Consider the following 26,488-nt stretch of genomic DNA (forward strand, 5'->3'; position numbering starts at 1 on the left):
TGGACCACCGTGACCATCCACGAGCCGAGGGCCTCGCACGGCCCGACCCTGTGGGCGATCTCCGACCTGCACACCGGCCACATGGGCAACAAGCCGGTCACCGAGTCGCTGCACCCGGCGTCCCCCGATGATTGGCTGATCGTCGCCGGTGACGTGGCAGAACGCACCGACGAGATCCGTTGGTCGCTGGACCTGCTGCGGAAACGGTTCGCCAAGGTGATCTGGGTGCCCGGCAACCACGAGTTGTGGACCACCACCAAGGACCCGATGCAGGTGTTCGGTCGGTCGCGCTACGACTACCTGGTCGACATGTGCGACCAAATGGGGGTCATCACCCCCGAGCACCCGTACCCGGTCTGGACCGAGGAGGGCGGCCCGGCCACCATCGTCTCGATGTTTCTGCTCTACGACTACACGTTCCTGCCGGCCGGCGCGACGACGAAGGCCGAAGGCCTGGCCATCGCGCGGGAGAACAACGTCGTGGCCACCGATGAGTTCCTGCTGTCTCCGGAGCCGTACGGCACCCGAGACGCCTGGTGTCGCGACCGGGTCGCCGTCACCCGCAAGCGGCTCGAAGACCTGGACTGGATGACTCCGACGGTGCAGGTCAACCATTTCCCGATGGTCCGGCAACCCTGCGATGCGCTGTTCTACCCGGAGTTCTCGCTGTGGTGCGGCACCGTCGAAACCGCCGACTGGCACACCCGCTACAACGCGACCTGCTCGGTCTACGGCCACCTGCACATCCCACGCACCACCTACTACGACGACGTGCGCTTCGAAGAGGTCTCGGTGGGCTACCCGCGGGAGTGGCGGGTCCGCAAGCCACACCGGTGGCTGCGGCAGGTCTTGCCGGACCCACAGTATCCGCCGGGATACCTCAACGAGTTCGGCGGCCACTTCGCCATCACCGACGAGATGCGCGCGGCCAGGGCGAAGTTCGCCGAACGGCTGCGGCAGCGGCAGTCGCGATGAGCGGACTGCTGGACACGGTGCTGGATCCCGCGCCGTCGCTGGCCTGGGCCGAACGCTACGACGACCCGCCCGGCCTGGTCCCGCTGCCCGAGGAAGAACCGCTGGTGGCGCGTTCGGTGGCCAAGCGCCGCAACGAATTCGTCACGGTGCGCTACTGCGCCCGGTTGGCGCTTGAAGAGCTCGGTCAGCCGGCGGTGCCGATCCTCAAAGGGGAGAAGGGCGAGCCGTGCTGGCCCGACGGTGTCGTCGGCAGCCTGACGCACTGCGCGGGCTTTCGCGGCGCGGTGGTGGGCCGCGGTGGCGATGTGCGGTCGGTGGGCATCGACGCCGAACCGCACGACGTGCTGCCCGACGGCGTGCTGGGCGCGGTCAGCCTGCCCGCCGAACGTGCCGAGCTGGAAGCCCTGCCGAATGACCGGCACTGGGACCGAATCCTGTTCTGCGCCAAGGAAGCTACCTACAAGGCGTGGTTTCCGCTGACCAAGCGGTGGCTGGGCTTCGAGGACGCCCACATCACGTTCGATTCCGGCGGCGCCTTCGTCTCACGCATCCTCATCGACCCCGCGGCGCTGTCCGGCCCACCGCTGACCGAGCTGCGCGGGCGGTGGTCGGTCACCGGCGGTCTGGTGCTGACCGCGATCGTGCTGTGAGCTCGGCGCCGCCTGAGCCCGGCCTGGTGATCGTCGACAAGCCGGCCGGAATCACCAGCCACGACGTGGTTTCGCGCTGCCGTAGATTCTTCGGAACCCGCAAGGTCGGTCACGCCGGCACCCTGGACCCGATGGCCACCGGGGTGCTGGTGATCGGTATCGAACGGGCCACCAAGATCCTGGGGCTGCTCACCACGTCGGCGAAGTCATACGCGGCCACCATCCGGCTGGGGCAGACCACTTCCACCGAGGACGCCGAAGGTGAGGTGCTGCAGACGATTTCAGCCGCACACGTCACCGATTCGCGGATCGCCGCGGCGATCGCGGAACTGCGCGGCGATATCTTGCAGGTGCCCTCGACGGTCAGCGCCATCAAAGTCGCGGGCAAGCGGTCCTACCAACTGGCCCGGGAGGGCCGCGCGGTCGAACTGCCCGCCCGGCCGGTGCGCATCGATCGCTTCGAGCTCATGGCTACCCGGCGCGCAGGCGAATTCGTCGATCTGGACGTCGAGGTGGACTGTTCGGCGGGCACCTACATCCGGGCGCTGGCCCGCGATATCGGCGCACAGCTGGAGGTGGGCGGGCATCTGAGCGCCCTGCGCCGCACCCGAGCGGGCAGCTTCGGCCTGGATCAGGCCCGCACCCTCGACGAGCTGGGGGAGACCCCGCGGCTGAGCTACAGCCTGGATGAGGCCTGCCTGCAGACATTTCCGCGCCGAGACCTGACCGCCGACGAGGCACTCGACGTCAGCCACGGCCGGCCGCTGCCGCCGGCGGGCATCGATGGGATCTACGCGGCTGCCGACGCCGACGAGCGGGTGATCGCCCTGCTGGAGGACTCCGGTCGGCGGACGAAGTCGGTGGTGGTGATCCGGCCGGCGACGCTGTAGGGCGGGCGATGGTCACCCACGAGCGTGAGGTCACCGCGATTGCCGACCGGTACCGCAGAAGTTACCTGCGTACAAGAACGTATGTAACCGCCTTGGGAAAGGTATGCTGACGCTCGGAGTCGCGGAGCGCGACCGGAATGCGAGGGGTCGGATGGCTGCGAGCGCCAGTGCACCACCGGGGCGGCGTACTCAGGCCGAGCGCAGTGCCGCGATGCGGGCTCGGCTGCTCGATGCCACCATCGACTGCCTGGTGACCTATGGCTACGCCGGTACCACCACGCCGCGCATCGCCGAGATTGCCGGTGTCACCCGGGGGGCCCAAGTCCATCATTTCCGGTCGAAAGAAGACCTCGTCGTCGCCGCCGTGGAGCACCTGGCTCAGCAGCGCACCCAGGCCGCCATCCGCGAACTCGGCCAGGTCGACTCGCTTCCCGACCCTGTGGCGACTGCCCTGGACTTTCTCTGGGAGTCCCACCAGGGGCCGATGTTTATTGCGACAGTGGAACTTTGGGTCGCCGCCCGTACCGATCGGGTGCTGGCTCAGCACATCGAAAGAGTCGAACCCGTCGTCAACGGCACCCTGATCGCGGCGATTGCCCAGCTGATGCCCGGGCATCCCGCGCAGAAGGAGATCCGCAACGTCGTCTACACCGCGATGGATGCGCTGCGCGGCATCCTGGTGTCGAGCTTCATCGACGACGATCCCAACCGCGCCCGACGGCGCTGGGACCGGGCGTGTGTGCACCTGCGCCAGGTAGCCGCCGGCGTTCTCCCGCAGTCCGACTGACCTCGCCTCGCCGTCGGGCCGCCAATCCTCGTTGTGCCGTATGCGCGGTTTACGGAGCCCCGCTGACCATCTTGTAAAGATGCAATCAGGGCTGTATGTTTCTACCTACTGGTTGGCTGGCGAAGGAGAATGATGGCGAACAAGGTGTATGTGATCGGCGTTGGGATGACGAAGTTCGAGAAGCCGGGCCGGCGGCTCAACGAGGACGGGTCGGCGTGGGACTACCCCGACATGGCTCGCGAGTCCGGAACCAAGGCGCTGGCTGACGCCGGCATCGACTACTCGGAGATCGAGCAGGGCTACGTCGGCTACGTCTACGGCGAATCCACCTCCGGTCAGCGGGCGCTGTATGAACTGGGACTGACCGGCATCCCGGTGGTCAATGTCAACAACAACTGTTCGACCGGTTCCACCGCGCTCTACCTTGCCGCCCAGGCGATCCGGGGTGGACTGGCGGACTGCACCATCGCGCTGGGCTTCGAGAAGATGAAGCCCGGCTCGCTGGAATCCACCTACGACGACCGCGCCCAACCGATGGAGAAGCACGTGCTGGCGCTCGCCGAGATCTCGGAGGTGCTGTTCCCCGTGGCGCCGTGGATGTTCGGGGCCGCAGGTCGCGAGCACATCAAGGAACACGGCTCCACCGCGGAGCATTTCGCCAAGATCGGCTACAAGAACCACAAGCATTCGGTCAACAACCCCTACGCCCAGTTCCAAGACGAGTACACCCTCGACGACATTCTGGGTTCGCGGATGATCTACGACCCGCTGACCAAGCTTCAGTGCTCACCGACCTCCGACGGTTCGGGGGCCGCGATCCTGGCCAGCGAGGCATTTGTCGACAAGCACGGACTGGCCGGCCGGGCCGTCGAGATCGTCGGACAGGCAATGACCACCGACTTCGGCTCAACCTTCGACGGCAGCGCCAAAAATCTGATCGGCTATGACATGAATGTCCAAGCCGCACAACGTGTCTACCAGGAATCCGGCCTGGGGCCGGAAGACTTCCAGGTGATAGAGCTGCACGACTGCTTCTCGGCCAACGAGCTGCTGCTCTACGAGGCGCTGGGGCTGTGCGCCGAGGGGGACGCGCCCAGGCTGATCGACGACGGCGACACCACCTACGGCGGGCGCTGGGTGGTCAACCCGTCTGGCGGCCTGATCTCCAAGGGACATCCGCTGGGGGCCACCGGGTTGGCGCAGTGCTCCGAAATGACCTGGCAGCTCCGTGGTGACGCCGACAAGCGCCAGGTACCGGGTGTCACTGCGGCACTGCAGCACAACATCGGGCTCGGCGGCGCCGCCGTCGTCACCGCTTACCAGCGCGCCGAGCGCTGAAATTCAACTAGCCACCACCGAATTAGGGAGAGAACAATGGGACACATCGAAGCCACCAAGCAGCTGGCGGTCAGCCCGGAAGCGCTGTGGAACACCGTCACCGACTTGGCGAGCTGGGACAAGTGGTTCACCATCCACGAGAAGTGGCTGCAGGAGCCTCCGGCCACCCTGACACCTGGTTCGACGCTGACCGCCAAGATCGTCATGCTCGGCATGGCCAACAAGATCGAATGGACGATCGATAAGGTGGTTGACAAGGCCGGGTCCCCTCTCAGCCTGACCATGTCCGGGACCGGGATGGCCGGCGTCAAATGCCAATTCGAGTTCTCGGTGACACCCTCCGGGGACGGCTCGCAGTTCAGCGTGGCCGGTGACTTCGAGGGTGCGCTGATCAAGGGCGCGCTGGGCAAGGCTGTGGAGAAGGACGGGGCCAAGCAACTCGACAAGACCCTCGAGCAGCTCGAGGCCCTGGCGTCGACGGCGGCCTGAGGTGGCAGACGATCTGGCGTTCGACGATGCCGGGCTGCACAAGTGGAGCGACGAGGATCGCTTCGAGGTCACCCGGGAGCGCATCGTCGAGTACGCCGAGGCGACCAACGATCCGATTGCCGCGCACCGCAGCGGCGGCCTCGCACCGCCGGTGTTTGCGATCGTGCCGGTGTTCGAGTCACTGCTGGTGCCGGCCGTCGAGGTGGCACCCGTCGAGCTGATCCCGCGGGTGGTGCACGGCGAGCAGGACTTCCACTTCCACCGACCCACCCGACCGGGAGACAAGCTGGTCTCCCGCGGCAAGATGATCGGCTACGAAGGACTGGAGAAAGGTACCCGCGCGGCGATTCTGCTCGAATGCCGCACCGAGGAAGGCGAACTGGTCAACGAGCAATACGTGACCTGTTTCTTCCGTGGACACAACGCGGGCAAGCGGATCGGCGAACTCAGCCCCGGACACAAGTTCGATGACGCACTACGCCAGCAGGCGCCGGTGGCCAAAGTCGTCCAACACGTCGATGCCGACCAGACCTTCCGCTACGGGCCGGCCGCCGGCGATCCGATGCCGATTCACCTCGACGAGGAGGTCGCCCGCGACGCCGGACTACCCGGGATCATCGCGCACGGCCTGTGCACCATGGCGTTCACGTCCTGGGCGGTGCTCACCGAGGTGGCCGGATCGGATGTGAGTCGGCTCAAGCGGCTTGCCGTGCGGTTCTCCAAGATGGTGCTGCCCGGCGACGACCTGGAAACCCGCATCTGGAAAGCGGGATCCGATGGCGGAGTTACCCGGTATGCGTTCGAGACGGCGCGCATGGGCACTGACGAGTTCGCCATTACCGACGGATTAGCTGTGATTGCAGAGGAGAACTGATGGGTGCATTGGAAGGCCGTGTCGCCGTCATCACCGGCGCCGGACGCGGGATCGGGCGTGAACACGCCCTGCTCTTCGCGGCTGAAGGCGCTGCCGTGGTGGTCAACGACCTGGGTGGGAGCAACGCCGGCGAGGGCGCCGACACCACCACCGCTGCGCAGGTTGTCGACGAGATCGTGGCAGCCGGCGGGCGGGCGGTGGCCAACACCGACAGCGTCAGCGATTGGAACGCCGCCGAAGGGCTTGTGCAGCAGGCCATCGACGAGTTCGGCCGGTTGGACGTGCTGGTCAACAATGCCGGCATTCTGCGGGACGCGTTCATTCCCGGCATGGAGGAGTCGCAGTGGGACGCGGTCATCGCCGTGCACCTCAAGGGCCACTTCGCGATGCTGCATCACGCGGCGGCGTATTGGAAGACCCAGTCCAAAGCCGGGGATCAGCCCAACGCGGCGGTGATCAACACCGCCTCGGGGTCCGGAGTCACGCTGCCCAACGCGGGCCAGGCCAACTACGGTGCGGCCAAGGCCGGGATCGCCGCGTTGACCCTGATCGCCGCCGAAGAGCTGGACCGTTACGGGGTGCGGGTCAACGCGATCGCACCGATCGCGCGCACCCGGCTCACCTTGGCCACCCCCGGGATGGGCGCCTTGATGGCCGAACCGGAGGACGGCGAGGTGGACCTGTTCGCACCCGCCAACATCTCACCGCTGGTCGCCTACCTGGCAACCGACAAATGTCCGATCACCGGCGCGGTGTATGCGGTGCAGGGCGGTGCGATCTCGCGGCTGGCTGGCTGGCACGACACCGACACCATTGAGAACGACGGCATCTGGCAGATCGACGACATCGCGGCACGGCTGCCGCACTGACCAGGGGAGAGCAGCATGTTTGAGTGGTCCGACACCGATGTGATCATGCGGGACACGGTGCGCGATTTCATCAACGCTGAAATCCGGCCGCATCTGGACGCATTGGAAAGCGGTGAGATGCCGCCCTATCCGATCGCGCGAAAGCTGTTCAGCGAGTTCGGCTTGGACGTGGTGGCCGGCGAAGCGGTCAAGACGATGTTGGACAAGCAGCGCGCCAGGCAGGACGGCGCAACAGCGGAGGCGGGTGAGAAGGGCAGCTCGGGCGGGGGAGGACTAGGCGACCTGGGCGGCCAGTTGTCTATGGCCGCGATCATGGTCTCTGAGCTGTCAGGGGTCAGCATCGGACTGCTGTCCACCGTGGGTGTCAGCCTCGGGCTCGGTGCCGCCACGATCTTGAGCCGTGGCACGCTGGCGCAGAAGGAGCGCTGGCTGCCCGACCTGATGACGCTGGACAAGATCGCGGCGTGGGCCATCACCGAACCCGACGCCGGCTCGGATGCCTTCGGCGGGATGAAGACCTACGTGCGCCGTGATGGCGCCGGGGATGGGGCCTACATCCTCAACGGGCAGAAGACGTTCATCACCAACGGGCCGTACGCCGATGTGCTGATCGTCTACGCCAAGCTGGACGACGCATCGGGCGTCGATCGGCGCAACCGGCCGGTGCTGACGTTCGTGCTCGACGCCGGGATGCCGGGGCTGACTCAGGGCAAACCGTTCAAGAAGATGGGCATGATGTCCTCACCGACAGGTGAGTTGTTCTTCGACAACGTGCGGCTCACCCCGGACCGGTTGCTCGGGGAGACCGAACAGCACAGCAGTGGTGATGGGCGAGAGAGCGCCCGGGCCAATTTCGTCGCCGAACGAGCGGGCGTTGCGCTGATGTCGCTGGGCATCATCAACGAATGCCATCGGCTGTGCCTCGACTATGCCAAGACTCGCACGCTGTGGGGCCAGAACATCGGCCAGTTTCAGCTGATCCAACTCAAGTTGGCCAAGATGGAGGTCGCCCGGATCAACGTGCAGAACATGGTGTTTCAGACGCTGGAGAAGGTCCAGGTCGGCAAGGTGCCGTCGCTTGCCGAGGCGTCGGCAATGAAGCTGTACTCGTCGGAGGCCGCCACCGAGGTCGCGATGGACGCCGTGCAGCTGTTCGGCGGCAACGGCTACATGGCCGAATATCGAGTCGAGCAGTTGGCCCGCGACGCCAAGTCGCTGATGATCTACGCCGGGAGTAACGAGGTTCAGGTCACCCACATCGCCAAGGGCCTGCTGGGCGCCTGACCGTTAGGCGTACAGCGTTTCGAATTGCTCGATGGATCGCTCGATGTCGCCTTTGACGGCTCGGGCGGCGGCGGTGCCGATCGGGCCGAACAGCGGCCGGCCGCCGAGGTCCAACCGCAGGGTGAACTTCGACCCCGTTGCCGCGGAGCTGATCGCCAATGTCAGTGCATACTTGGTTCCGCCCACTCCGTCGCCGGTGAGTTCCAGCAGGGCGGGCGGGTCGATCTTCCGGACCGTCCAGGTGACGCGATTGCGCATACCCTTGGCTCCGGCGACCCCGACCAACGTAGTTCCAGCCGTGAGTTCAGCCGGGATCTCACAGCGCCACCCCTGGTGCAGGGACAGCCAGTCGCCCAGTTCGGCCAGGTTGGACGCGTGGGTCCAGGCTTCGTTGGGAGGCAGTGACAGTTCACGGGACAGCTCGAGCTTCGCCATCGGCAAATCGTAGAGCGCAACATGCTTGCCGACACAAATTTGATAGATTCGGACATGTGGCGATCGGCAGTGTAGCGCAGGCGGATTGGGATATTCCGCGCCCGCCGGCGACCTGCAGGCATCTGCTGGAGGCCGCCCGGCTGCAGGGCATCGATGCGGCGGATTGCCTGGCGGGAACCGGGTTGAGTGTTGCTGACATCGAGGACCCTGCAACCGAAGTCCAAGCCGGCCAGGAGCTGCGCATCGTGCGTAACGTCCTCGAGTGCGTCGGCGATCCGCATGAGTTCGCCTGCGATGTCGGCCTCCAGTACAACTTCGCGAACATGGGAGTGTTCGGGTACGCCCTGTTGGCGAGTCCGACGTTGGGTGATGCGGTCAACATCGCCTGCCGGTACGCGACGCTGTCCTCGACTTTTCTACGGCTAAGCCGGCATGACACCGCCGACGGTGTAGTCGTCGAGTTCGACGACAGCGCGGTTCCGGCCGACGTCCGGAGCTTCATGCTGGAACGGGACCTGTTCGCACTGACCACGATGGTGCCGCTCCTGCTGAGTCAGCTGGAATCCGACATCAAGATCATGGTCGAGCTGCCTGGCATCGAATTTCCCACGGAGCGAATCGATCTCCCCAGGGTGACGGTCGAATTCGACACGTCGTCGACGCGCAGCGCCGTGAGTATCCCGGCCGATGTGCTGGCCCTGGCAATGCCAGCAGCAGACCCGGCCGCTGCACAGGTGTGTGTGCGGCAGTGCGAGGACCTGCTACAGACACGCCGCCAGCGCCGGGGGATCGCCGCCCAGGTCCGGGGCCGGTTGGTTCGCGATCCCGGCGCGTTGCCGTCGATGGCCGCGATCGCCGCCGAGTTGTGCATCACCGAACGCACCCTGCATCGGCGCCTGGCCACCGAACACACCAGTTATCGCGCCTTGGTTGACGAGGTCCGCGCGACCCTCGCGGCGACACTGCTCGGATCCGGTCTCACCGTCGAGGAGACCGCGCGACGGTTGGGATACTCCGAAACCGCCGCATTCACCCGGGCATTCCTTCGATGGAGCGGCGGCACGCCCCCCAGTAGGCACCGTCGCCTACTGTCCGAATCGATCAAATCGGTGTCCGGTTCGCTCATTCCCTAGCTCAGGCCCACCGGCTTAGCGTTGCCGGCATGGTGAATATCGCAACTGTCCCGGCGGTGCGGCGGATGAAGTTCGGCTTTGGAGCTCAGCTCGATGCGAACAGGTATTTCGCCGACGGCAGTGTGGTGTTCAGCCACCTGGTCGCGATCCTCTCGGCGATCTTCCCTCCGGGTGAAGACATCTTCGTCCGCTCGGTGCGCCGTTACAAGGATCAACTCACCGACCCAGATCTGCGCAGGCGTGTCGCCGGCTTCATCGGGCAGGAGAAGACGCACGGCCTGCAGCACCGTGAGCTCAATGAGCAACTCACTGCCATGGGCTACCCGACGGCGTGGTTCGAGTACCTGCTGGAGAGTACCGAGCGAATGGAGAAGTTCCTCGACAGGCAGTACCCCAGCCCAGACCGGCTGCCCCGACTCCGTCATTTCTTTCTCGGATTCACCGTGGCCGCAGAGCATTTCACCGCGGTGTGGGCAGAGAACATCCTAAAACGGCCCGAGGTCCAGGAGTTGATGTACGACCCCGAGATCCGCAATCTGCTGAACTGGCATGCGTTGGAAGAACTTGAGCACAAGTCCGTTGCGTTCGACGTCTACCGGGCCATGGATATCCCGGAGTCGACGCGCATCCGTTGGATGCGGTTCGCGCAGAACTGCGGAATCCCGATTCTGGTGCTGTTCACCTGGTTGTCGATTGCGGTCACCGACGTCGAAGGGCGCCGCCAACCGCTGCGGATACTCAAGGAGACGGTGCAGATGCTCCGGAATCCGATGTGGAAAGGGTTCTACTCCGACATGCGGCCGTTCAAGCGGCGGGATTTCCACCCCGACCAGATCGACACCACCGAACTCGTCACCCGCTGGCAGCAAGAACTCTTCGGTACCGAAGGCCAACTCGCCGGCCATCTGAGGTGACGGTGCTGATCACACCACCCAGATCGCCTGGGCTGCAGGGCTTCCCAAGTCGATAGTGGCCTGCTCGCCGGCCAACGACTCGATGGCCACCGAGATGATCCCGGCGAACTCCCGGCGGGTCAGCACCTGGACCCGGGCGTCGAGGCTGATGCCGACCCCGTCGAAGTAGCGCAGCATCTCCGGGTCGTGATCGGAGATACGGGCGACCGTCCCGGAGTCGCCGTCGGCGCACTCCCACAACTGGCGTGCCGGGGGAGTGGGCACCTGCCCGTTGGATGCCGGGATGGGGTCGCCGTGCGGGTCACGCTGCGGGAATCCCAACTTGGCGTCGATGCGGTCCACCAGCGCATCAGAGACCGCGTGCTCGAGCACCTCTGCTTCGTCGTGCACCTCGTCCCAGCCGTAGCCCAGTTCGCGCACCAGGAACGTCTCGATCAACCGGTGCCGACGCACCATGCCCAGCGCAGCGCGGCGTCCCTCGTCGGTCAGCGTCACCGCCCCGTACTTCTCGTGGTCCACCAGGCCCGCTTCGGCGAGTTTGCGGATCGACTCCGAGGCGGTACTGGCCGACACGCCGATCTTCTCCGCCAGCATCTTGGTGCTGACCTTGTCGGGTGACCATTCCTGCGCCGTCCAGATGACCTTCAGATAGTCCTGCGCGACGCTAGTCAGCCCATCCGACTGCTCCCAAGGGCTCACGGCACACAGTTTAGGCTTGCGGTTGTGCAACGGTGGCGGGGGCAGGACGAGATCCCCACAGACTGGGGCCGGTGCGTGCTCACCATCGGGGTGTTCGACGGTGTGCACCGCGGCCATGCCGAACTGATCGCGCATGCGGTGAAGGCCGGAAAGGCACGCGGCGTGCCGACGGTACTGATGACCTTCGACCCGCACCCGATGGAAGTCGTCTACCCCGGTAACCACCCGGCGCAGCTCACCACGTTGGCGCGCCGCGCCGAGTTGGTCGAGCAGGCCGGCGTGGACGTGTTCCTGGTGATTCCGTTCACCTCCGACTTCATGAAGCTCACCCCGGACCGCTACGTCCACGAACTGCTGGTCGAGCATCTGCACGTGGTGGAAGTCGTGGTGGGGGAGAACTTCACCTTCGGGCGCAAGGCGGCGGGCAACGTCGAGACGCTGCGCCGCGCCGGCGAGCAGTTCGGGTTCGGCGTGGAGTCGGTGTCGCTGGTGGCCGAGCACCCCGGCGCGGAGGTGGCCCAGGCGGTCACCTTCTCCTCGACCTACATCCGGTCGTGCGTCGACGCCGGCGACGTCGTCGCGGCGGCCGAAGCGCTGGGCCGGCCGCACCGGGTCGAGGGCCTGGTGGTCCGTGGTGACGGCCGCGGGCGGGACCTGGGCTTCCCGACGGCCAACGTGGCGCCCTCGGCGTACGCGGCCATCCCGGCCGACGGGGTGTACGCCGCGTGGTTCACCGTCCTGGGACACGGCCCGGTGCCCGGCACCGTCGTCGCCGGTCAGCGTTGCCGGGCGGCGGTGTCCGTCGGCACCAACCCGACCTTCTCCGGACGGGCCCGCACCGTCGAGGCGTTCGTGCTCGATCAGACCGCGGACCTGTACGGCCAGCGGGTTGCCGTCGACTTCGTCAGCCGGATCCGGGGACAGGAGAAGTTCGACTCGGTGCCGGAGCTGGTGGCGGTGATAAACACCGATGTCGAGAAGACCCGCGGCCTGCTGTCCGAGGACTGACCCGGATGCTCGGTCGGGTCCGGATTGGGCTCGCGCGCCGCGGCGCTGCTAGACTCCCCGCTCGGCGCGCTGCAGTCCGCGGTGGCCGCCGTCATTTCATTCGCGGGACCTATTGATGGAGATGTGTTCGTGGCTCTGACAACCGAGCAGAAAAAAGAGATTCTGGGCAGCTACGGCCTGCACGAGACCGACACCGGTTCGCCGGAGGCGCAGGTCGCGATGCTGACCAAGCGGATCGTCGACCTCACCGAGCACCTCAAGACCCACAAGCACGACCACCACTCCCGGCGCGGGTTGCTGCTGCTGGTCGGTCGTCGCCGCCGTCTGCTCAAATACCTCGCCCAGATCGATGTGGCGCGTTACCGCTCGCTCATCGAGCGCCTGGGTCTGCGTCGCTGACAACGAACCGGCCGGCGACGACCGCCGCCATGTAGAGTGAGACCGTCCCGGGCCGTCCAGGTCCGGACACCGGTGTGGTCCGCGCAGGCAGCGCGCGCCACTCCGGCACGTCACGACGGGACACGTTCCCGCGATCGGCCAGACCTGAGTCGGGCGGTCTTCGGTAGTGGCAGCCGGGTCTGAAGGTTCGTCTTCGCAGATCCGGCCGCTTCGATCGACGACCGTAGCCGCATCCAGGTTCTTCGCTGATCCACGTCTGACGTTGCGAAACAGCTGAACGAATCAGGAAGGCCGAACGGGCGTCCATGTCTGCAACTGAAATTGAAGAAGGCGTTTTCGAGTCCACCGCCACCATCGACAACGGGAGCTTCGGCACCCGCACCATCCGCTTCGAGACCGGTCGGCTCGCCCAGCAAGCCGCCGGTTCCGTCGTCGCCTACCTCGACGACGAGACCATGCTGCTGTCGGCGACCACCGCCAGCAAGGCTCCCAAGGAGCACTTCGACTTCTTCCCGCTCACCGTCGACGTCGAGGAGCGGATGTATGCCGCCGGGCGGATCCCGGGCTCGTTCTTCCGCCGTGAGGGCCGGCCGTCCACCGACGCGATCCTGACCTGCCGGCTCACCGACCGTCCGCTGCGCCCGTCGTTCGTCGATGGCCTGCGCAACGAGATTCAGGTCGTGGTGACCGTGCTGAGCCTGGACCCCAAGGACCTCTACGACGTGGTGGCGATCAATGCCGCGTCGGCTTCCACGCAGCTGGCCGGCCTGCCGTTCTCCGGCCCCGTCGGCGCTGCGCGGGTGGCGCTGATCGACGGGACCTGGGTGGCGTTCCCGACGGTGGAGCAGCTGGAAGGCGCCGTGTTCGACATGGTGTTGGCCGGCCGGGTGGTCGAGGGCGGTGACGTCGCGATCATGATGGTCGAGGCCGAGGCCACCGACAACGTCATCGAGCTCATCGAGGGCGGTGCCCAGGCGCCGACCGAGACCGTGGTGGCCGAGGGCCTGGAAGCCGCCAAGCCGTTCATCGCGGCGCTGTGCAAGGCCCAGCAGGAGCTGGCCGACGCGGCCGCCCGACCGACCGCCGACTACCCGCTCTTCCCCGCCTACGGCGAGGACGTGTACTACTCGGTGGCCTCGGTGGCCACCGACGAGCTGGCCAAGGCGCTGACCATCGCGGGCAAGGCCGAGCGCGACGCGCGTACCGAGGAGATCAAGGCCGAGGTCGCCCAGCGTCTTGCCGAGACTTACGAGGGCCGCGAGAAGGAGATCAGCGCCGCCTACCGCAGCCTGACCAAAAAGTTGGTGCGCCAACGCATCCTGACCGACCACTTCCGCATCGACGGCCGCGGCATCACCGACATCCGGGCACTTTCGGCCGAGGTCGCGGTGGTGCCCCGGGCGCACGGCAGCGCACTGTTCGAGCGTGGCGAGACCCAGATCATGGGCGTGACCACGTTGGACATGGTGAAGATGGCTCAGCAGATCGACTCGCTGGGACCGGAGAAGTCCAAGCGCTACATGCACCACTACAACTTCCCGCCGTACTCCACCGGTGAGACCGGCCGGGTCGGTTCGCCCAAGCGCCGCGAGATCGGCCACGGCGCGCTGGCCGAGCGGGCACTGGTCCCCGTGCTGCCCAGCATCGAGGAGTTCCCCTACGCCATCCGGCAGGTGTCGGAAGCCCTGAGCTCCAACGGATCCACCTCGATGGGGTCGGTCTGCGCGTCCACACTGTCGTTGCTCAACGCCGGGGTGCCGCTGAAGGCGCCGGTGGCCGGCATCGCGATGGGCCTGGTCTCCGACGACGTGGAAGTCGACGGCAAGACCGAGCGCCGGTTCGTTGCGCTCACCGACATCCTGGGTGCCGAGGACGCGTTCGGCGACATGGACTTCAAGGTCGCCGGCACCAAGGACTTCGTCACCGCCCTGCAGTTGGACACCAAGCTGGACGGGATTCCGTCGGCGGTGCTGGCCGGTGCGCTGAGCCAGGCCAAGGACGCCCGGACGACCATCCTGGAGGTGATGGCCGAGGCCATCGACGCCCCCGACGAGATGAGCCCCTACGCACCGCGGGTCACCACCATCAAGGTTCCGGTGGACAAGATCGGCGAGGTGATCGGGCCCAAGGGCAAGATGATCAACTCGATCACCGAGCAGACCGGCGCGCAGATCTCCATCGAGGACGACGGCACGGTGTTCGTCGGCGCCACCGACGGCCCGTCGGCGCAGGCGGCGATCGACCTGATCAACGCGATCGCCAACCCGCAGCTGCCGAAGATCGGCGAGCGGTTCCTGGGCACCGTGGTCAAGACCACCGACTTCGGCGCGTTCGTGTCGTTGCTGCCGGGCCGGGACGGGCTGGTGCACATCTCCAAGCTCGGTAAGGGCAAGCGCGTCAACAAGGTCGAGGACGTGGTCAAGGTCGGCGACAAGCTGCGGGTCGAGATCGGCGACATCGACAACCGCGGCAAGATCTCACTGGTGCCCGTTGAGGACGCGGCGGACTCGGCCCAGAACTCTGGGTCCGCTGAGCCTGCCGATGCCGCCGCAGCCGAAAGCTGACACCGCGGCGCCGTCGGGCGCCACACTGCGACGCACCACCCTGCCGGGCGGATTGCGGGTGGTCACCGAGTACCTCCCCGCGGTCCGTTCGGCGTCGGTGGGCGTCTGGGTCGGCGTGGGGTCGCGTGACGAGGGCGCCACGGTAGCCGGGGCGGCACACTTCCTGGAACACCTGCTGTTCAAGGCCACTCCGACCCGCACCGCGGCCGGCATAGCCCAGGCGATGGACGCCGTCGGAGGTGAGCTCAACGCCTTCACCGGCAAAGAGCACACCTGCTACTACGCCCACGTGCTCGACACCGACCTGGAGCTGGCCGTCGCGTTGGTCAGCGATGTGGTGCTCAACGGTTCCTGCGCGGCCGCCGACGTCGACCTCGAGCGCGACGTGGTGCTGGAAGAACTCGCGATGCGCGACGACGATCCCGAGGACGCGCTGGGCGACGTGTTCTTGTCGACGCTGTTCGGCGACCACCCGATCGGACGTCCGGTGATCGGCAATGTCGAGTCGGTGACGACGATGACCCGCGCACAGCTGCGCTCGTTTCATCAGCGCCGCTACACGCCGGAGCGCATGGTGGTGGCGGTGGCCGGCAATGTCGACCACGACACGGTGGTGGCACTCGTGCGAGAACACTTCGGCCACCGGCTGATTCGCGGTCAGCGGCCCACCGAACCGCGGCGTGGCGCCGCCCGGCTCTCGGGTTCTCCCGGGCTGACCGTGGTCAATCGGGACGCCGACCAGACCCACATGTCGCTGGGCGTACGGGCCCCGGGACGATACTGGCAGCACCGCCAGGCGCTGGCGGTGCTGAACACCGCACTCGGCGGTGGATTGAGTTCCCGGCTCTTCCAACAGGTTCGGGAGTCGCGCGGGCTGGCGTACTCGATCTACTCGTCGGTGGACACCTTCGCCGACGCGGGCGCGCTGTCGGTGTACACCGCCTGCCAGCCGGAGCGGTTCGCCGAAGTGGCGGCCGTGACCGCCGAGGTGCTCGACTCGGTTGCGCGCGACGGCATCACCGCCGACGAGTGCCGGATCGCGAAGGGATCGCTGCGCGGCGGATTGGTGCTGGGTCTGGAGGATTCCGGTTCGCGGATGAACCGGTTGGGCCGCACCGAACTGAACTACGGCCGGCACCGGCCCATCGCCCGCACCCTGCGGGAGCTGTCTGCGGTCACTCTCGAGGAAGTCAACGCAGTGGCGCACCGAGTGTTGCGCAGGCCCTACGGGGTCGCGGTTCTCGGTCCCTACCGGTCGAAAGGGGCATTGCCCAGGCGGCTGCGGGCGCTGGCCGGTTGATGGCAGGCTAGGGGGATGGCTTTCAGCTTCTCCGAACTCGCAGTCCCGTTGGTCGGTGCGCCGATGGCCGGCGGTCCCAGTACACCGGCGCTCGCGGCCGCGGTGTCGCAGGCGGGTGGACTGGGATTCGTCGCCGGCGGCTACCGCACCCCGCAACAGATGGCCGACGACATCACCGCCGCGCGCGGCGCGACCACCGGTCCGATCGGGGTCAATCTGTTTGTGCCGCAACCCAGCGACGCCGACCTGGTGCTGCTCGACGAATATGCCGACCTGCTGGAACCACTGGCTGAGCACTACGGCGTCGAACTTGGCAGGCCGCGCTTCGGCGACGACGACTGCTGGCCGGAGAAGCTCGGCGTGATCGCCGACCTGCGGCCCACCGTGGTGTCGTTCACCTTCGGGACACCGCAGCCCGAGGACCTGGAGAAACTGCGCGCGCTGCGCATCCTGACCGTGGTCACGGTGACATCGGCCTACGAGGCCGGGATCGCGTTGGCGCACGGTGCCGAGGCCCTGGTGGTGCAGGGTCCCGGCGCCGGCGGGCACCGCGGCACTTTCGCACCCGACGTGCAGCCGGGCAGCGAAACCCTCGACGACCTGCTGGCCGAGATCGGCCATGCCCACGGCGATGTCCCGCTGGTGGCGGCCGGCGGCCTGGGCACCGCGGCCGATGTGGCCGGGGTGCTGGGACGTGGGGCGGTGGCCGCCCAGGTCGGTACCGCACTGCTGTTGGCCGACGAGGCGGGTACCAACCCGACGCACCGTGCGGCGCTGACGCACCCGGAATTCGGCAACACCACGGTGACGTGTGCGTTCTCCGGCCGCTACGCGCGCGGCCTGGAGAACGACTTCACCCGGACCTTCGACGGCGTCGCGCCGGTGGGATACCCGGAGATCAACCACATGACCAGGCCGATCCGGGCGGCCGCAGTGGCGGTGGATGACCCGCACGGGACCAGCCTGTGGGCCGGGACCGCCTACCGCACCGCCCGCTCGGGGCCGGCCGCCGACATCCTCGCGGCTTTGGCGGGCTGACCCGGTACCGCCGGTACCGCTATGATCGGTCGGATGAGCCAAGCCGCTGCGCCGACGAAGCCCTCAGCTACCGGCACCGTCCAGATCGAGGCCAGCCCCGAGAAGGTCTACGCGCTGATCACCGACCTGTCAGCGCTCGGGGAATGTGCCGAGGAGACTGTCGCGATGCAGTGGCGCAAGGGGGACGCGGCCAGGCCGGGCGCGGTGTTCTCCGGCGACAACCGCAACGGTTCCAAGAAATGGACTACCACCTGCACCGTCACCGCCGCTGAGCCGGGCCGGGCCTTCGCCTTCAAGGTCCGCTCGGCGATCATCCCGGTGGCCTACTGGGCCTACCAGATCACGCCCGTCGACGGAGGCTGCCAGGTCACCGAGAGCACCTGGGATCACCGGCCGCGCTGGATCCTCGGGATCACTCGGCTGACTACCGGCGTCGAGGACCGGACTGCCGCCAATGCCGAGCACATCCGGCTCACCCTGAATCGACTCAAGCAGCGGGCCGAGGCCCCTCAACCCGCTTAGACGTTTATACGGGTCTTGTCGACACCAACGACATCGAATATGGTTTTGTAAAACTCTCGGCGAAGGAGTTGCCATGCTTTCGGTTGATGACAATGCCGCCGGCCCGCATGACGGGTCGTTGGACCACGAACGCATCGTCCTGCAGGCCCGTGACGTCGGCTTCGACTGGTCGGACCTGCCGGTGCACTATGTACCCGGCGAGCCCTTCGCCACCCACTTCTGCGATGTGCTGCACCTGCTGTTGCCCGCCGGCGAGGAGTTCTTCGTCGAGCTGTTCAAGCAGGTGTTGCCGCTGATCAAGGACGACCAGCTGCGCCTTGACGTCCAGGGCTTCATCGGGCAGGAGGCCACCCATTCCCAGGCACATGCCGGCGTCGTCGAGCACCTGGCCGCCCGCGGCATCGATATGGCGCCGTTCACCGGCCAGATGAAGTGGCTGTTCGAGAAGCTGCTCGGCGACCGGCCGCACTGGAGCGAGCGCCGTCAGCAGCGCTGGCTGCTGGAACGGGTGGCACTGGTCGCCGCCGTCGAGCACTACACGGCGATTCTGGGGGAGTGGATCCTCGACAGCCCGGCGTTGGATGAGGCCGGAACGCATCCGGTGATGCTGGATATGCTGCGCTGGCACGGCGCCGAAGAGGTCGAGCACAAGGCCGTCGCCTTCGACGTGATGAAGCACCTGCGTGCCGGATACTTCCGGCAGGTCCGGACCCAGCTGATTGTCACGCCCCTGATGCTGTGGCTGTGGGTGCGCGGGCTGCGGTTCATGTACAAGGTGGACCCCGAACTGCCGGCGGGAACCAAGCCGCGCTGGCGGGACTGGTTCACGGTGGCGCGCCGCGGGCTGGTTCCCGCTCCGTTCGAATTCATGCCCGCGATCGCCTCCTACTACCGGCCCGGGTTCCACCCGGCGCAACTCGGCGGGGTGGAGAAGGCGGTCAACTACCTGGCGGTGTCGCCTGCCGCCCGGGCCACGCACTGACGGGTATTTCAGCCGAACACGAGGAGTGCAGCGGAATGAGCAGCCAGACCACTGTGACGTCAACGGACGGCGTGAGCTTGGAGGTGCACGCCTACACCGACCTGGATCCGCAGCGACAGACCATCCTGGCCATCCACGGCTACCCCGACAACCACCACGTCTGGGATCCGGTGGCCGAGCAGTTGGTGGAGCTGGGTCGATACAACGTCGTGGCCTACGACGTGCGCGGCGCAGGTGCGTCGTCGGCACCGGCGGACAGGTCCGGCTACCGCCTTCCCCAGCTGATCGCCGACGTCGGTGCGGTGATCGATCACCTGGGTCGCTCCGGTGTGGCCCAGGTCCACCTGCTGGGCCATGACTGGGGTTCGATCCAGGGCTGGTCGGCGGTGACCGACCCCGTCGTTTCCGCCAAAGTTGCTTCTTACACCTCGATTTCGGGTCCGCAGCTGGATTACGCCGGTAAGTTCTTGCGATCGGGACGCAACCTTCGCACCTTCCTCGACGTCGCCCGGCAATTCCTGGAGTCCAGCTACATCTGGCTGTTTCTGACCCCGCGGCTGCCGGAAGCGCTGTTCCGGTCCCGGCTCGGCGGCAAACTGTTCGGAGCGTTCGAAAGCATCGGCCGCTCAGGTGTTCCCGGGCGAACGCTGCCCCGCGCCGACAATGACTTCATCAATGGACTGAACCTGTATCGGGCGAATATGCCGCGGCCGCTGCTGAAACCGGCCTCGCCGCTCCCTGCCACCGACGTTCCCGTACAGGTGCTCGCGCCGCGCCTGGACCTGTTCGTCAGCCCCGCCCTGCAACGCTTCACCGGTGCCATCCCGTCCCGCCACCGGGTGCTCGACATCGACGGTGGGCATTGGGTGGTGGCCGACCGTCCCGACGTCATCGCCCGGCTCACCGCCGAATGGGCGGATCAACATGTGGTGGGCAGTGCGGCCGCCCCCGGCCGAAACATCCCTGATGTTCAGCAAAGCTGATATGCGGCAGGAGATCTGGGGCTCCCGGCCGCCCGACCTCTACGGGCGGCGTAAGCACGACCGGTTCTTCAACCTGCTCTGGGCGGCGGTGACGGTCTTCAGCCGGGTATCCGGAGTGTCGCGGTGGAAGCCGTCGCGGGTGGCGCCCGTCTCACGGACCATTGCGGCGGTGGTCACCAAGCGGGAGATGCTGACCCCGGACGTCGTGGCGTTGACGATCGCAGACCCGAACGGCGGGCTGCTGCCGTCCTGGACGCCGGGCGGTCACATCGATGTGCAGCTGCCATCGGGCCGTCGCCGGCAGTATTCGCTGTCCGGAGTGCCCGGGCGGCGCACCGACTACCGCATCGCGGTGCGCCGCCTCGACGACGGCGGCGGCGGGTCGGTCGAGATGCACGAGTCCTACGCCGTGGGCGACACACTGGTTTTCGAGGGTCCGCGTAACGCGTTCTATCTGGGCACCGATGAGAGTGACGTGCTGTTCGTCATCGGCGGTATCGGGGTGACCCCGATGCTGCCGATGCTGCGCGAGGCCACGCAGCGCGGAATCAATTGGCGCGCAGTGTATGCGGGCCGCAGCCGGACCGATATGCCGCTGCTCGACGAGGTGCTGGCGACCGATCCCGAGCGGGTCACGGTGTGGGCCGACGACGAGCACGGGCGGTTCGCCGGCACCGACGAACTGCTCGCCGGTGCGGGCCCGCAGACCGCGGTGTACGTGTGCGGGCCGACCGCGATGCTCGAAGCGGTGCGCACCACCCGAGACGAGCACGCCGATGCTCCGCTGCACTACGAGCGGTTCAGCCCACCGCCGGTGGTCGACGGTGTGCCCTTCGAGCTGGAGTTGGCCCGGTCGCGGCGCCTGCTGCTGATACCTGCGGACCGCTCGGCGCTGGACGTGATGCTCGACGCCGACCCGACTACTGCATGCTCCTGCCGGCAGGGGTTCTGCGGCACCTGCAAGGTCAAGGTGGTCTCCGGTGCAGTCGACCGGCGCGGCCGCACCGCGGAGTCGGACGACGAGATGCTGGTCTGCGTATCGCGGGCCCATGGCGGCCGGATCGTCATCGACGCTTGACGGGTCGAGCCGCGCAGCCCTGGTACCCAGGCGGTTTACCGAAATCGCGGAGCTCGCTGTTGATCTGGCCCTAAACTGCCCGGATGCCCGGATGCCCGGAGCCGGTTTGATCCATCCCGCCAGTCTGCCCGCCAAGCTCATCTACGCGGTCGCGAATGCCGTCACGCCGCGGCTGGTGCGGCGCCTGGTGCTGCACGCCGGTAGCGGGACGGTCGCCGGCCGGCTGACGAAGATGGGCCGGCGGATCAACACCGTCGCCAAGCTGCAACGGGTGCGGCCGTTCCTGCGCGTCAGCTTCACCCGCGGCGACGGCGCGGACGTCCCGGTCGAGGTCGTCCGGAGAGTCGATCGCACCCGACCGCTGGATCAAGCGTTCGGCGGCGGGGCAATCCTGTATTTCCATGGCGGCGGCTTTGTCACCGGAGGCCTGAACACCCATCTGCACGTGGTGGCCAACCTCGCCCGCCGCACCCGGCTGCCGGTCGTACACGTCGACTACCGGCAATACCCGCAGGTGACGGTGGACGGGTCGCTCGATGACTGCATCGGCGCCTATCGCTGGCTGCTCGATCTCGGCGCCGACCCGGCCAAAACCGTGCTCGCCGGAGACTCCGCCGGCGGATTCCTGGCGTTCGCGACCGCGCTGACCGGCCAAGAGCGCGGCCTGCCCGCCCCGGCCGGGGTGATCGGGATCTCGGCGCTGCTGGAGCTGGACGGAGTCGCGCGCAACACGCACTCGAACCTGGGCGCCGACGCGTTCGGGATACCGGCGGTGCTGCCCGAGATCATCGATTTGGTGTGCCCCTCGGCGAAGCTGCGCCACGAGCTGTCGCCGATCACCGGCCGGCTGGAGACCATGCCACCGGCCCTGCTGATCGCGGCCGAGTCGGAGATCCTGCGCTGCGATGCAGAACGGCTGCACACCGCGCTGCAGCAGCTGGGCCGGTCCAGCCGGCTCGAGGTGTGGGCCCGTGAACTGCACGCGTTCCCGGCGCTGTTTCCGTTCCTGCCCGACAGCCGGGCGGCCTTCGAACTCATGTGCCGCTTCGTGACCGAACGCCTCGCCGATGCCGGCCGGCCGGGCCAGACCCGCCGCGAGGTGTCCTGAAGCCCACAACCACTAGGGTGGCAGCCATGCGAGTAGCAGTGCTGGGCGCCAAGGGCAAAGTCGGCGCCACGATGGTTGCGGCGGTGCGCGCCGCCGGTGATCTGACCCTGTCCGCCGAGGTCGACGCCGGCGACGAGCTGAGTCTGCTGACCGAGGGCGACACCGAGGTAGTGATCGACTTCACCCACCCCGACGTCGTGATGGACAACCTGAAGTTCTTGATCGACAACGGGATTCACGCGGTCGTCGGCACCACAGGATTCACCGCGGAACGGCTCGCGCAGGTCCGCTCCTGGCTGGAAGCCAAACCCGGTGCGGCGGTGCTGATCGCGCCCAACTTCGCCATCGGTGCGGTGCTGTCGATGCATTTCGCGGTCCAGGCCGCCAAGTTCTTCGAATCGGTGGAGGTCATCGAGCTGCACCATCCGCAGAAGGCCGATGCGCCGTCAGGCACCGCGACCCGCACCGCGGCGTTGATCGCCGAAGCACGAAAAGGGCTGCCGCCCAACCCCGATGCCACCAGCACGGGCCTTCCGGGAGCGCGCGGCGCTGACGTGGACGGTGTTCCGGTGCATTCGGTACGGCTGGCCGGGCTGGTCGCCCACCAGGAGGTGCTGTTCGGCACCATGGGCGAGACGCTGACCATCCGACATGACAGCATCGACCGGACGTCGTTCGTTCCCGGGGTGCTGCTGGCGGTGCGCCGCATCGCCGAATTCCCGGGGCTGACGATCGGCATCGAGCCCCTCCTCGATCTGACATAGCCGTGGTCAAGCTGTCGGCGGCCACCCGAATGAAGGCACTCATCGCCTTCATGTGCTTGGCGCTACTGATGTACCTGGTGTTTTTGGGCCGGGTCGCGGTGCTGCTGATCGCTTCCGGATCGGTGTCGGCGATCGGGATGGGGTTGGCGTTGCTGATCATGCCGTTCATCGGGCTCTGGGCGATGATCGCCACCCTGCGCGACGGCTTCGCCCACCAGCGGCTCTCGCGGCTCATCGCCGAGGACGGAATGGAACTTGACGCCGGCGCATTGCCGCGGCGGCCATCCGGACGCATCGAACGCGACGCCGCTGATGCCCTGTTTCAGACGGTTCGCGCCGAACTCGATGCCGACCCGGACAACTGGCGGCGCTGGTACCGGCTGGCCCGTGCCTACGAGTTCGCCGGCGACCGCCGTCGCGCCCGGGAGGCGATGAAAACCGCGGTCCAGTTGCAGGAGAGTCGATGAGCAAGACGCTGCTGGTGGTTCACCACACGCCGTCGCCGTACTGCCAGGCGATGTTCGAGGCGGTGTTGTCCGGGGCGACCGATCCCGAGATCGAGGGAGTTGAGGTGGTGCGTCGGGCGGCGCTGTCGGTGTCGCCGTCCGACATGCTGGAAGCCGACGGCTACCTGCTGGGCAGCCCGGCCAACCTGGGTTATCTGTCCGGGGCGCTCAAGCACGCCTTCGACGTGTGCTATTACCCGATCCTGGATTCGACGCGCGGCCGCCCGTTCGGCCTCTACCTGCACGGCAACGAAGGCACCGAGGGAGCCGAACGCGCCGTCGACTCCATCACGACGGGGCTGGAATGGGTGAAAGCCGCCGACTACGTCGTGGTCTCCGGCAAGCCGGCCAAGGCCGAACTGGAAGCGTGCTGGGAGCTCGGTGCGACGGTGGCCGCGACGCTGATGGGCTGAGCACCGCTACGGGTCGATGTGGGTATCCGGCTGGTAGAACGAGTGCAACGGGTAATCCCGGCCCGGCCCCATCGAGTGGCAATCCTGCTGCGACGGCGGTGATTTCGGCGGTTCGTAGTAGTAGATGACGCAGCGCTGCCAGCTGCCGTCGGGCGCAACCGGCCCATCGCACTTCTGGGCGGTGGAGAAGAACAGCAGCGGATTGTCCTGACAACCGGCATGGGCGGCCGGCGCCGAGGCGATCAGCGACCCGGCCGTCAGCCCGGCGGCCACCAGCGCGGTGGCCAGGGTCCCGGTGAGGTAGCGCGTCACGGCCGTCTCCTTCCTACCCCGGCGTGCTGCCGAGAGACTACGCCGGATGCCGCCGGCGTTTGCCGGGATCGTGGTCGTGGTTTCCACGCAGTTTCGCCGGTGAGGCGATAGGCTGCGATGCCGTGACCCAAGCAAACGACACTGCGTCTACTACGGATCTGCTTGCGCGCACCCTGGAGTCGGTGCGTGCCGCCTACGCGGACATCTCGGAGCTGGCGCAGCACCAGAACGGCATCAACGCCGTGGCGCAGACCGCCAGAGGCACCGCGCTGATCCACGACCTGCGCAAGGAACTCGACCAGCTCAACAAGATCCTGCCTTTCAAGAGCTGACGCCGCTTCGGGCCGTCGCTAGGGCGGCGGCGTATCGCGTTGGGCGAGGTTGTAGGCGCGTTCGGCCCGGATACAACCGAGGCGGTCCCGGGCCCGGGTGCGCCGGCGGATCGGCATCATGACCTCACGCCCCCGATCGGAAGGTGACTCGGGCGGGTTGGCGGGTGGCGCGGCGGCGGGCAGACACAGGCTGGGGAACAGCAGTCGACTGCCCGGCCGGGTGGTGTAGGTGTGGCCGGTGGGGGAGATCCAGTCGATGGTGCCGTCCGGATGCTGGTGATCACGCCAGCCGGTCGCGCCGGTCCAGAATGTCTTGAGCAAGTGATGTTTTCGGCATAAACAGCGCAGGTTGCCCGGGTGGGTGGGTCCGGCCGGGTAGGCAATGGCATGGTCGATGTCGCACGACGTGGCCGGGCGGTCACACCCCGGGAACCGGCAGGTCATATCGCGAGCCCGGATGAATGCCGCCAGCGCCGCCGATGGCCGGTAGCCCGCTTGAGCTGCCGGTTCGGCGGGCTGCGACAGGGGCTTGACGGTGGCGCCGCGGGTGATCAGCTCGGCCAGTAGACCCGACGGCACGCTCCCGCCGCCGATGATGCGCCCCGACGGCGCACCACGCCGTGTGGCAGCCGGCCGTGGGCGAGCGCCCGGCGAGTCGAGTTCGATCTCCCCGGACAGTTGCGGGTCGGCTGGGGCACCGACGGTGGTCGCTTCGGCGACGACGTGCACAACGACATTGGTCGCCCGTGCATCGGCACCTCCCGCGGCAGGGCAGTCGGTGCTTCCACAGGAGCAGGCCAAGGAATCCGCCCCGGCGGCCAGGGCGCCGAGCGCGTCGGCGCGGCGCTGGGCCAGGTTGCGGGGATCGTCGTCGCAGACGCAATGGGCCAGCTGCATCAGACGCCGATCCAGGGCGGCGGCGTCCACGGCGAACAGCCGGCCCCACACCGCGGTGGTCCCGCCTTCGGTCTGGTTGGTGTCGACGACCAGCTCACGCCCGCGGGCCCGGTCTCGCATCCGGCGCACCGCCGCCGGATCGTGGCGCTCGATCAGCGCATCGATGGCGGCTGCGGTTTTGGCAACCGAGAGCGGACCGAGCGAGGTGGCCAGATCGGCCAGGTCGGCGTCGATGAGGGCCAGCACGCCCGGGTCGGTGATCAAGGTGGTGTGCCACGCGATCGCCGAGGCCAGCCGAGCACTGATCCGGCCGGAGAGGAACAGCGCCGCCACCCGGGGGATCCGGTCGCGCAGGGCGCTGGCCAGATACATCTGCGAGGACGCCAAGCCGTGGCTGATCTGCTCGGCGGCGGCCACCTCGGCGGCCGCGCCGTCCCAGTTGTCGCACGACCAGCGGGACCGGTCGAACCCATCACCACTGGTACGACGCGCGACCAGCTCCCCGATCGCGGCCAGCCGATGGGCCGCCGCAGCGGCCTCCACCCGCGACCAGCCGGTGATCGTCGCCACCAGTGCGCGGTCGTCGGCATCGGCCAGCGCCTCCGGCCCCGACAACGTCGTATCGAACATACGTTCGAGTGTACACCGTTCCACTGACTCAAACTTTTTGTCAGGGTCGCGTTATTCACAACGTGGCCGTGAGGAGGTTGGGTGGGTCATGGTCCGATCGCGACGAACGAAGATCCCGGCCGAGGAGAAAACCCGGCTGGTGCTAGCGGTATTGGCCGGGGAGATGACCGGCGCTGAGGCTGCCAGACGGTGCGGCGTGTCCTCGACTCAAGTGACGAAGTGGAAGCACCAGTTCCTTGAGGCCGGCGCTCAACGGATGCAGGAAGTACCGAGTGGATCTGCAGGACAGGCCGGCACCCCTGAGCAGCGCCGACT

General features: G+C 67.3%; 30 protein-coding genes. 26 read left to right on the forward strand and 4 right to left on the reverse strand.

Translation table 11 applies throughout. The features are described from left to right. Positions 1 to 9: 9 nt before the first annotated feature. The 9 genes from ACZYY4_RS14175 to ACZYY4_RS14215 all read left to right on the forward strand — a co-directional run bounded on the left by ACZYY4_RS14175 (position 10) and on the right by ACZYY4_RS14215 (position 8,156). Complete coding sequence (locus tag ACZYY4_RS14175) at positions 10 to 975, forward strand: metallophosphoesterase family protein (protein WP_463810620.1); 966 nt, start codon at positions 10 to 12, stop codon at positions 973 to 975. After that, entirely contained in the window at positions 972 to 1,625 is a 654-nt protein-coding gene (gene pptT, locus ACZYY4_RS14180) for a 4'-phosphopantetheinyl transferase PptT (protein WP_463810621.1), read from the forward strand. Before ACZYY4_RS14175 ends, pptT begins: the two co-directional genes overlap by 4 nt. Further along, complete coding sequence (gene truB, locus ACZYY4_RS14185; protein ID WP_463810622.1) at positions 1,622 to 2,515, forward strand: tRNA pseudouridine(55) synthase TruB; 894 nt, start codon at positions 1,622 to 1,624, stop codon at positions 2,513 to 2,515. The genes pptT and truB overlap by 4 nt, the downstream gene beginning before the upstream one ends. 151 nt (positions 2,516 to 2,666) lie before the next feature. Continuing rightward, positions 2,667 to 3,302, forward strand: a complete 636-nt coding sequence (locus ACZYY4_RS14190; protein WP_463810623.1) for a TetR/AcrR family transcriptional regulator — start codon at positions 2,667 to 2,669, stop codon at positions 3,300 to 3,302. A gap of 132 nt (positions 3,303 to 3,434) precedes the next feature. Continuing rightward, positions 3,435 to 4,640, forward strand: coding sequence for a lipid-transfer protein (locus ACZYY4_RS14195; RefSeq protein WP_463810624.1), 1,206 nt, complete (start codon positions 3,435 to 3,437; stop codon positions 4,638 to 4,640). A 36-nt stretch (positions 4,641 to 4,676) separates the two neighbouring features. After that, the gene (locus ACZYY4_RS14200; RefSeq protein WP_463810625.1) at positions 4,677 to 5,129 is read left to right on the forward strand and encodes a type II toxin-antitoxin system Rv0910 family toxin; all 453 of its coding nucleotides are present in this window, start codon (positions 4,677 to 4,679) and stop codon (positions 5,127 to 5,129) included. A 1-nt stretch (position 5,130) separates the two neighbouring features. Further along, entirely contained in the window at positions 5,131 to 6,003 is an 873-nt protein-coding gene (locus tag ACZYY4_RS14205) for a MaoC/PaaZ C-terminal domain-containing protein (RefSeq protein ID WP_463810626.1), read from the forward strand. Beyond that, positions 6,003 to 6,872, forward strand: a complete 870-nt coding sequence (locus tag ACZYY4_RS14210; protein WP_463810627.1) for an SDR family oxidoreductase — start codon at positions 6,003 to 6,005, stop codon at positions 6,870 to 6,872. The genes ACZYY4_RS14205 and ACZYY4_RS14210 overlap by 1 nt, the downstream gene beginning before the upstream one ends. A 15-nt stretch (positions 6,873 to 6,887) precedes the next feature. Continuing rightward, positions 6,888 to 8,156 carry an acyl-CoA dehydrogenase family protein gene (locus ACZYY4_RS14215; RefSeq protein WP_463810628.1) on the forward strand — a complete coding sequence of 423 codons (1,269 nt, stop codon included), beginning with the start codon at positions 6,888 to 6,890 and terminating at the stop codon, positions 8,154 to 8,156. A gap of 3 nt (positions 8,157 to 8,159) precedes the next feature. Here the strand turns inward: ACZYY4_RS14215 and ACZYY4_RS14220 are convergent, their stop codons facing one another. Continuing rightward, a complete protein-coding gene (locus ACZYY4_RS14220; RefSeq protein ID WP_463810629.1) occupies positions 8,160 to 8,591 on the reverse strand; it encodes a type II toxin-antitoxin system Rv0910 family toxin in 432 nt (143 codons plus the stop codon). 56 nt (positions 8,592 to 8,647) lie between these two features. Here ACZYY4_RS14220 and ACZYY4_RS14225 point away from each other — a divergent pair, with 56 nt between their 5' ends. Both ACZYY4_RS14225 and ACZYY4_RS14230 read left to right on the forward strand, forming a co-directional pair. After that, a complete protein-coding gene (locus ACZYY4_RS14225; RefSeq protein WP_463810630.1) occupies positions 8,648 to 9,724 on the forward strand; it encodes an AraC family transcriptional regulator in 1,077 nt (358 codons plus the stop codon). A gap of 29 nt (positions 9,725 to 9,753) precedes the next feature. After that, positions 9,754 to 10,638 carry a metal-dependent hydrolase gene (locus tag ACZYY4_RS14230; RefSeq protein WP_463810631.1) on the forward strand — a complete coding sequence of 295 codons (885 nt, stop codon included), beginning with the start codon at positions 9,754 to 9,756 and terminating at the stop codon, positions 10,636 to 10,638. Positions 10,639 to 10,647: 9 nt separating this feature from the next. Here ACZYY4_RS14230 and mntR read toward each other — a convergent pair whose 3' ends face one another. Further along, the gene (mntR, locus tag ACZYY4_RS14235) at positions 10,648 to 11,337 is read right to left on the reverse strand and encodes a manganese-binding transcriptional regulator MntR (RefSeq protein WP_463810632.1); all 690 of its coding nucleotides are present in this window, start codon (positions 11,335 to 11,337) and stop codon (positions 10,648 to 10,650) included. A gap of 24 nt (positions 11,338 to 11,361) precedes the next feature. On the opposite strand from mntR, the gene ACZYY4_RS14240 reads away from it, so the two are divergent. From ACZYY4_RS14240 to ACZYY4_RS14300, 13 genes are all read left to right on the forward strand, one after another. Then, positions 11,362 to 12,345: a bifunctional riboflavin kinase/FAD synthetase gene (locus ACZYY4_RS14240; protein WP_463810633.1), complete on the forward strand. Its 984-nt coding sequence runs from the start codon at positions 11,362 to 11,364 to the stop codon at positions 12,343 to 12,345. Between the two features lie 129 nt (positions 12,346 to 12,474). Next, entirely contained in the window at positions 12,475 to 12,744 is a 270-nt protein-coding gene (gene rpsO / locus ACZYY4_RS14245; RefSeq protein ID WP_463810634.1) for a 30S ribosomal protein S15, read from the forward strand. A gap of 305 nt (positions 12,745 to 13,049) precedes the next feature. After that, entirely contained in the window at positions 13,050 to 15,308 is a 2,259-nt protein-coding gene (locus tag ACZYY4_RS14250; RefSeq protein ID WP_463810635.1) for a polyribonucleotide nucleotidyltransferase, read from the forward strand. Beyond that, complete coding sequence (locus ACZYY4_RS14255) at positions 15,286 to 16,608, forward strand: M16 family metallopeptidase (protein ID WP_463810636.1); 1,323 nt, start codon at positions 15,286 to 15,288, stop codon at positions 16,606 to 16,608. Before ACZYY4_RS14250 ends, ACZYY4_RS14255 begins: the two co-directional genes overlap by 23 nt. A gap of 15 nt (positions 16,609 to 16,623) precedes the next feature. Then, complete coding sequence (locus ACZYY4_RS14260; protein ID WP_463810637.1) at positions 16,624 to 17,646, forward strand: nitronate monooxygenase; 1,023 nt, start codon at positions 16,624 to 16,626, stop codon at positions 17,644 to 17,646. Positions 17,647 to 17,679: 33 nt separating this feature from the next. Next, positions 17,680 to 18,168 carry an SRPBCC family protein gene (locus ACZYY4_RS14265; protein WP_463810638.1) on the forward strand — a complete coding sequence of 163 codons (489 nt, stop codon included), beginning with the start codon at positions 17,680 to 17,682 and terminating at the stop codon, positions 18,166 to 18,168. A gap of 73 nt (positions 18,169 to 18,241) precedes the next feature. After that, entirely contained in the window at positions 18,242 to 19,150 is a 909-nt protein-coding gene (locus ACZYY4_RS14270) for a metal-dependent hydrolase (RefSeq protein ID WP_463810639.1), read from the forward strand. Between the two features lie 35 nt (positions 19,151 to 19,185). Next, positions 19,186 to 20,133 carry an alpha/beta fold hydrolase gene (locus tag ACZYY4_RS14275; RefSeq protein ID WP_463810640.1) on the forward strand — a complete coding sequence of 316 codons (948 nt, stop codon included), beginning with the start codon at positions 19,186 to 19,188 and terminating at the stop codon, positions 20,131 to 20,133. Then, on the forward strand, positions 20,117 to 21,211 hold the full coding sequence (locus ACZYY4_RS14280; RefSeq protein WP_463810641.1) for a PDR/VanB family oxidoreductase: 1,095 nt from the start codon (positions 20,117 to 20,119) through the stop codon (positions 21,209 to 21,211). Before ACZYY4_RS14275 ends, ACZYY4_RS14280 begins: the two co-directional genes overlap by 17 nt. A 91-nt stretch (positions 21,212 to 21,302) precedes the next feature. Continuing rightward, on the forward strand, positions 21,303 to 22,319 hold the full coding sequence (locus ACZYY4_RS14285) for an alpha/beta hydrolase (protein WP_463810642.1): 1,017 nt from the start codon (positions 21,303 to 21,305) through the stop codon (positions 22,317 to 22,319). A 26-nt stretch (positions 22,320 to 22,345) separates the two neighbouring features. Further along, positions 22,346 to 23,083 carry a 4-hydroxy-tetrahydrodipicolinate reductase gene (gene dapB / locus ACZYY4_RS14290; RefSeq protein ID WP_463810643.1) on the forward strand — a complete coding sequence of 246 codons (738 nt, stop codon included), beginning with the start codon at positions 22,346 to 22,348 and terminating at the stop codon, positions 23,081 to 23,083. 29 nt (positions 23,084 to 23,112) lie between these two features. After that, positions 23,113 to 23,550, forward strand: coding sequence for a tetratricopeptide repeat protein (locus ACZYY4_RS14295; RefSeq protein ID WP_463810662.1), 438 nt, complete (start codon positions 23,113 to 23,115; stop codon positions 23,548 to 23,550). Beyond that, positions 23,547 to 24,002: a flavodoxin family protein gene (locus tag ACZYY4_RS14300; RefSeq protein ID WP_463810644.1), complete on the forward strand. Its 456-nt coding sequence runs from the start codon at positions 23,547 to 23,549 to the stop codon at positions 24,000 to 24,002. Before ACZYY4_RS14295 ends, ACZYY4_RS14300 begins: the two co-directional genes overlap by 4 nt. A gap of 6 nt (positions 24,003 to 24,008) precedes the next feature. Here ACZYY4_RS14300 and ACZYY4_RS14305 read toward each other — a convergent pair whose 3' ends face one another. Next, entirely contained in the window at positions 24,009 to 24,314 is a 306-nt protein-coding gene (locus ACZYY4_RS14305; protein ID WP_463810645.1) for a CDGP domain-containing protein, read from the reverse strand. A 122-nt stretch (positions 24,315 to 24,436) separates the two neighbouring features. Here ACZYY4_RS14305 and ACZYY4_RS14310 point away from each other — a divergent pair, with 122 nt between their 5' ends. Next, complete coding sequence (locus ACZYY4_RS14310; RefSeq protein WP_463810646.1) at positions 24,437 to 24,646, forward strand: hypothetical protein; 210 nt, start codon at positions 24,437 to 24,439, stop codon at positions 24,644 to 24,646. 18 nt (positions 24,647 to 24,664) lie between these two features. On the opposite strand, the gene ACZYY4_RS14315 is transcribed toward ACZYY4_RS14310, so the two are convergent. Then, positions 24,665 to 26,173, reverse strand: a complete 1,509-nt coding sequence (locus ACZYY4_RS14315) for an HNH endonuclease signature motif containing protein (RefSeq protein ID WP_463810647.1) — start codon at positions 26,171 to 26,173, stop codon at positions 24,665 to 24,667. Between the two features lie 88 nt (positions 26,174 to 26,261). Between ACZYY4_RS14315 and ACZYY4_RS14320 the strand changes: the two genes are divergently transcribed. Next, positions 26,262 to 26,488: transposase (locus ACZYY4_RS14320; RefSeq protein ID WP_463810648.1), on the forward strand; the 227-nt coding region annotated here is incomplete at its 3' end.

This window comes from Mycobacterium sp. IDUB_21 (assembly GCF_055419425.1).

Bases quoted from the DNA above. Each gene is read 5' to 3' on its own strand.
- pptT (WP_463810621.1), top strand. From the start codon at position 972: ATGAGCGGACTGCTGGACACGGTGCTGGATCCCGCGCCGTCGCTGGCC.
- ACZYY4_RS14190 (WP_463810623.1), top strand. From the start codon at position 2,667: ATGGCTGCGAGCGCCAGTGCACCACCGGGGCGGCGTACTCAGGCCGAG.
- ACZYY4_RS14195 (WP_463810624.1), top strand. From the start codon at position 3,435: ATGGCGAACAAGGTGTATGTGATCGGCGTTGGGATGACGAAGTTCGAG.
- ACZYY4_RS14200 (WP_463810625.1), top strand. From the start codon at position 4,677: ATGGGACACATCGAAGCCACCAAGCAGCTGGCGGTCAGCCCGGAAGCG.
- ACZYY4_RS14210 (WP_463810627.1), top strand. From the start codon at position 6,003: ATGGGTGCATTGGAAGGCCGTGTCGCCGTCATCACCGGCGCCGGACGC.
- ACZYY4_RS14215 (WP_463810628.1), top strand. From the start codon at position 6,888: ATGTTTGAGTGGTCCGACACCGATGTGATCATGCGGGACACGGTGCGC.
- ACZYY4_RS14220 (WP_463810629.1), bottom strand. From the start codon at position 8,591: ATGGCGAAGCTCGAGCTGTCCCGTGAACTGTCACTGCCTCCCAACGAA.
- ACZYY4_RS14230 (WP_463810631.1), top strand. From the start codon at position 9,754: ATGGTGAATATCGCAACTGTCCCGGCGGTGCGGCGGATGAAGTTCGGC.
- ACZYY4_RS14250 (WP_463810635.1), top strand. From the start codon at position 13,050: ATGTCTGCAACTGAAATTGAAGAAGGCGTTTTCGAGTCCACCGCCACC.
- ACZYY4_RS14255 (WP_463810636.1), top strand. From the start codon at position 15,286: ATGCCGCCGCAGCCGAAAGCTGACACCGCGGCGCCGTCGGGCGCCACA.
- ACZYY4_RS14260 (WP_463810637.1), top strand. From the start codon at position 16,624: ATGGCTTTCAGCTTCTCCGAACTCGCAGTCCCGTTGGTCGGTGCGCCG.
- ACZYY4_RS14265 (WP_463810638.1), top strand. From the start codon at position 17,680: ATGAGCCAAGCCGCTGCGCCGACGAAGCCCTCAGCTACCGGCACCGTC.
- ACZYY4_RS14270 (WP_463810639.1), top strand. From the start codon at position 18,242: ATGCTTTCGGTTGATGACAATGCCGCCGGCCCGCATGACGGGTCGTTG.
- ACZYY4_RS14275 (WP_463810640.1), top strand. From the start codon at position 19,186: ATGAGCAGCCAGACCACTGTGACGTCAACGGACGGCGTGAGCTTGGAG.
- ACZYY4_RS14280 (WP_463810641.1), top strand. From the start codon at position 20,117: ATGTTCAGCAAAGCTGATATGCGGCAGGAGATCTGGGGCTCCCGGCCG.
- ACZYY4_RS14285 (WP_463810642.1), top strand. From the start codon at position 21,303: ATGCCCGGAGCCGGTTTGATCCATCCCGCCAGTCTGCCCGCCAAGCTC.
- dapB (WP_463810643.1), top strand. From the start codon at position 22,346: ATGCGAGTAGCAGTGCTGGGCGCCAAGGGCAAAGTCGGCGCCACGATG.
- ACZYY4_RS14295 (WP_463810662.1), top strand. From the start codon at position 23,113: ATGAAGGCACTCATCGCCTTCATGTGCTTGGCGCTACTGATGTACCTG.
- ACZYY4_RS14300 (WP_463810644.1), top strand. From the start codon at position 23,547: ATGAGCAAGACGCTGCTGGTGGTTCACCACACGCCGTCGCCGTACTGC.
- ACZYY4_RS14315 (WP_463810647.1), bottom strand. From the start codon at position 26,173: ATGTTCGATACGACGTTGTCGGGGCCGGAGGCGCTGGCCGATGCCGAC.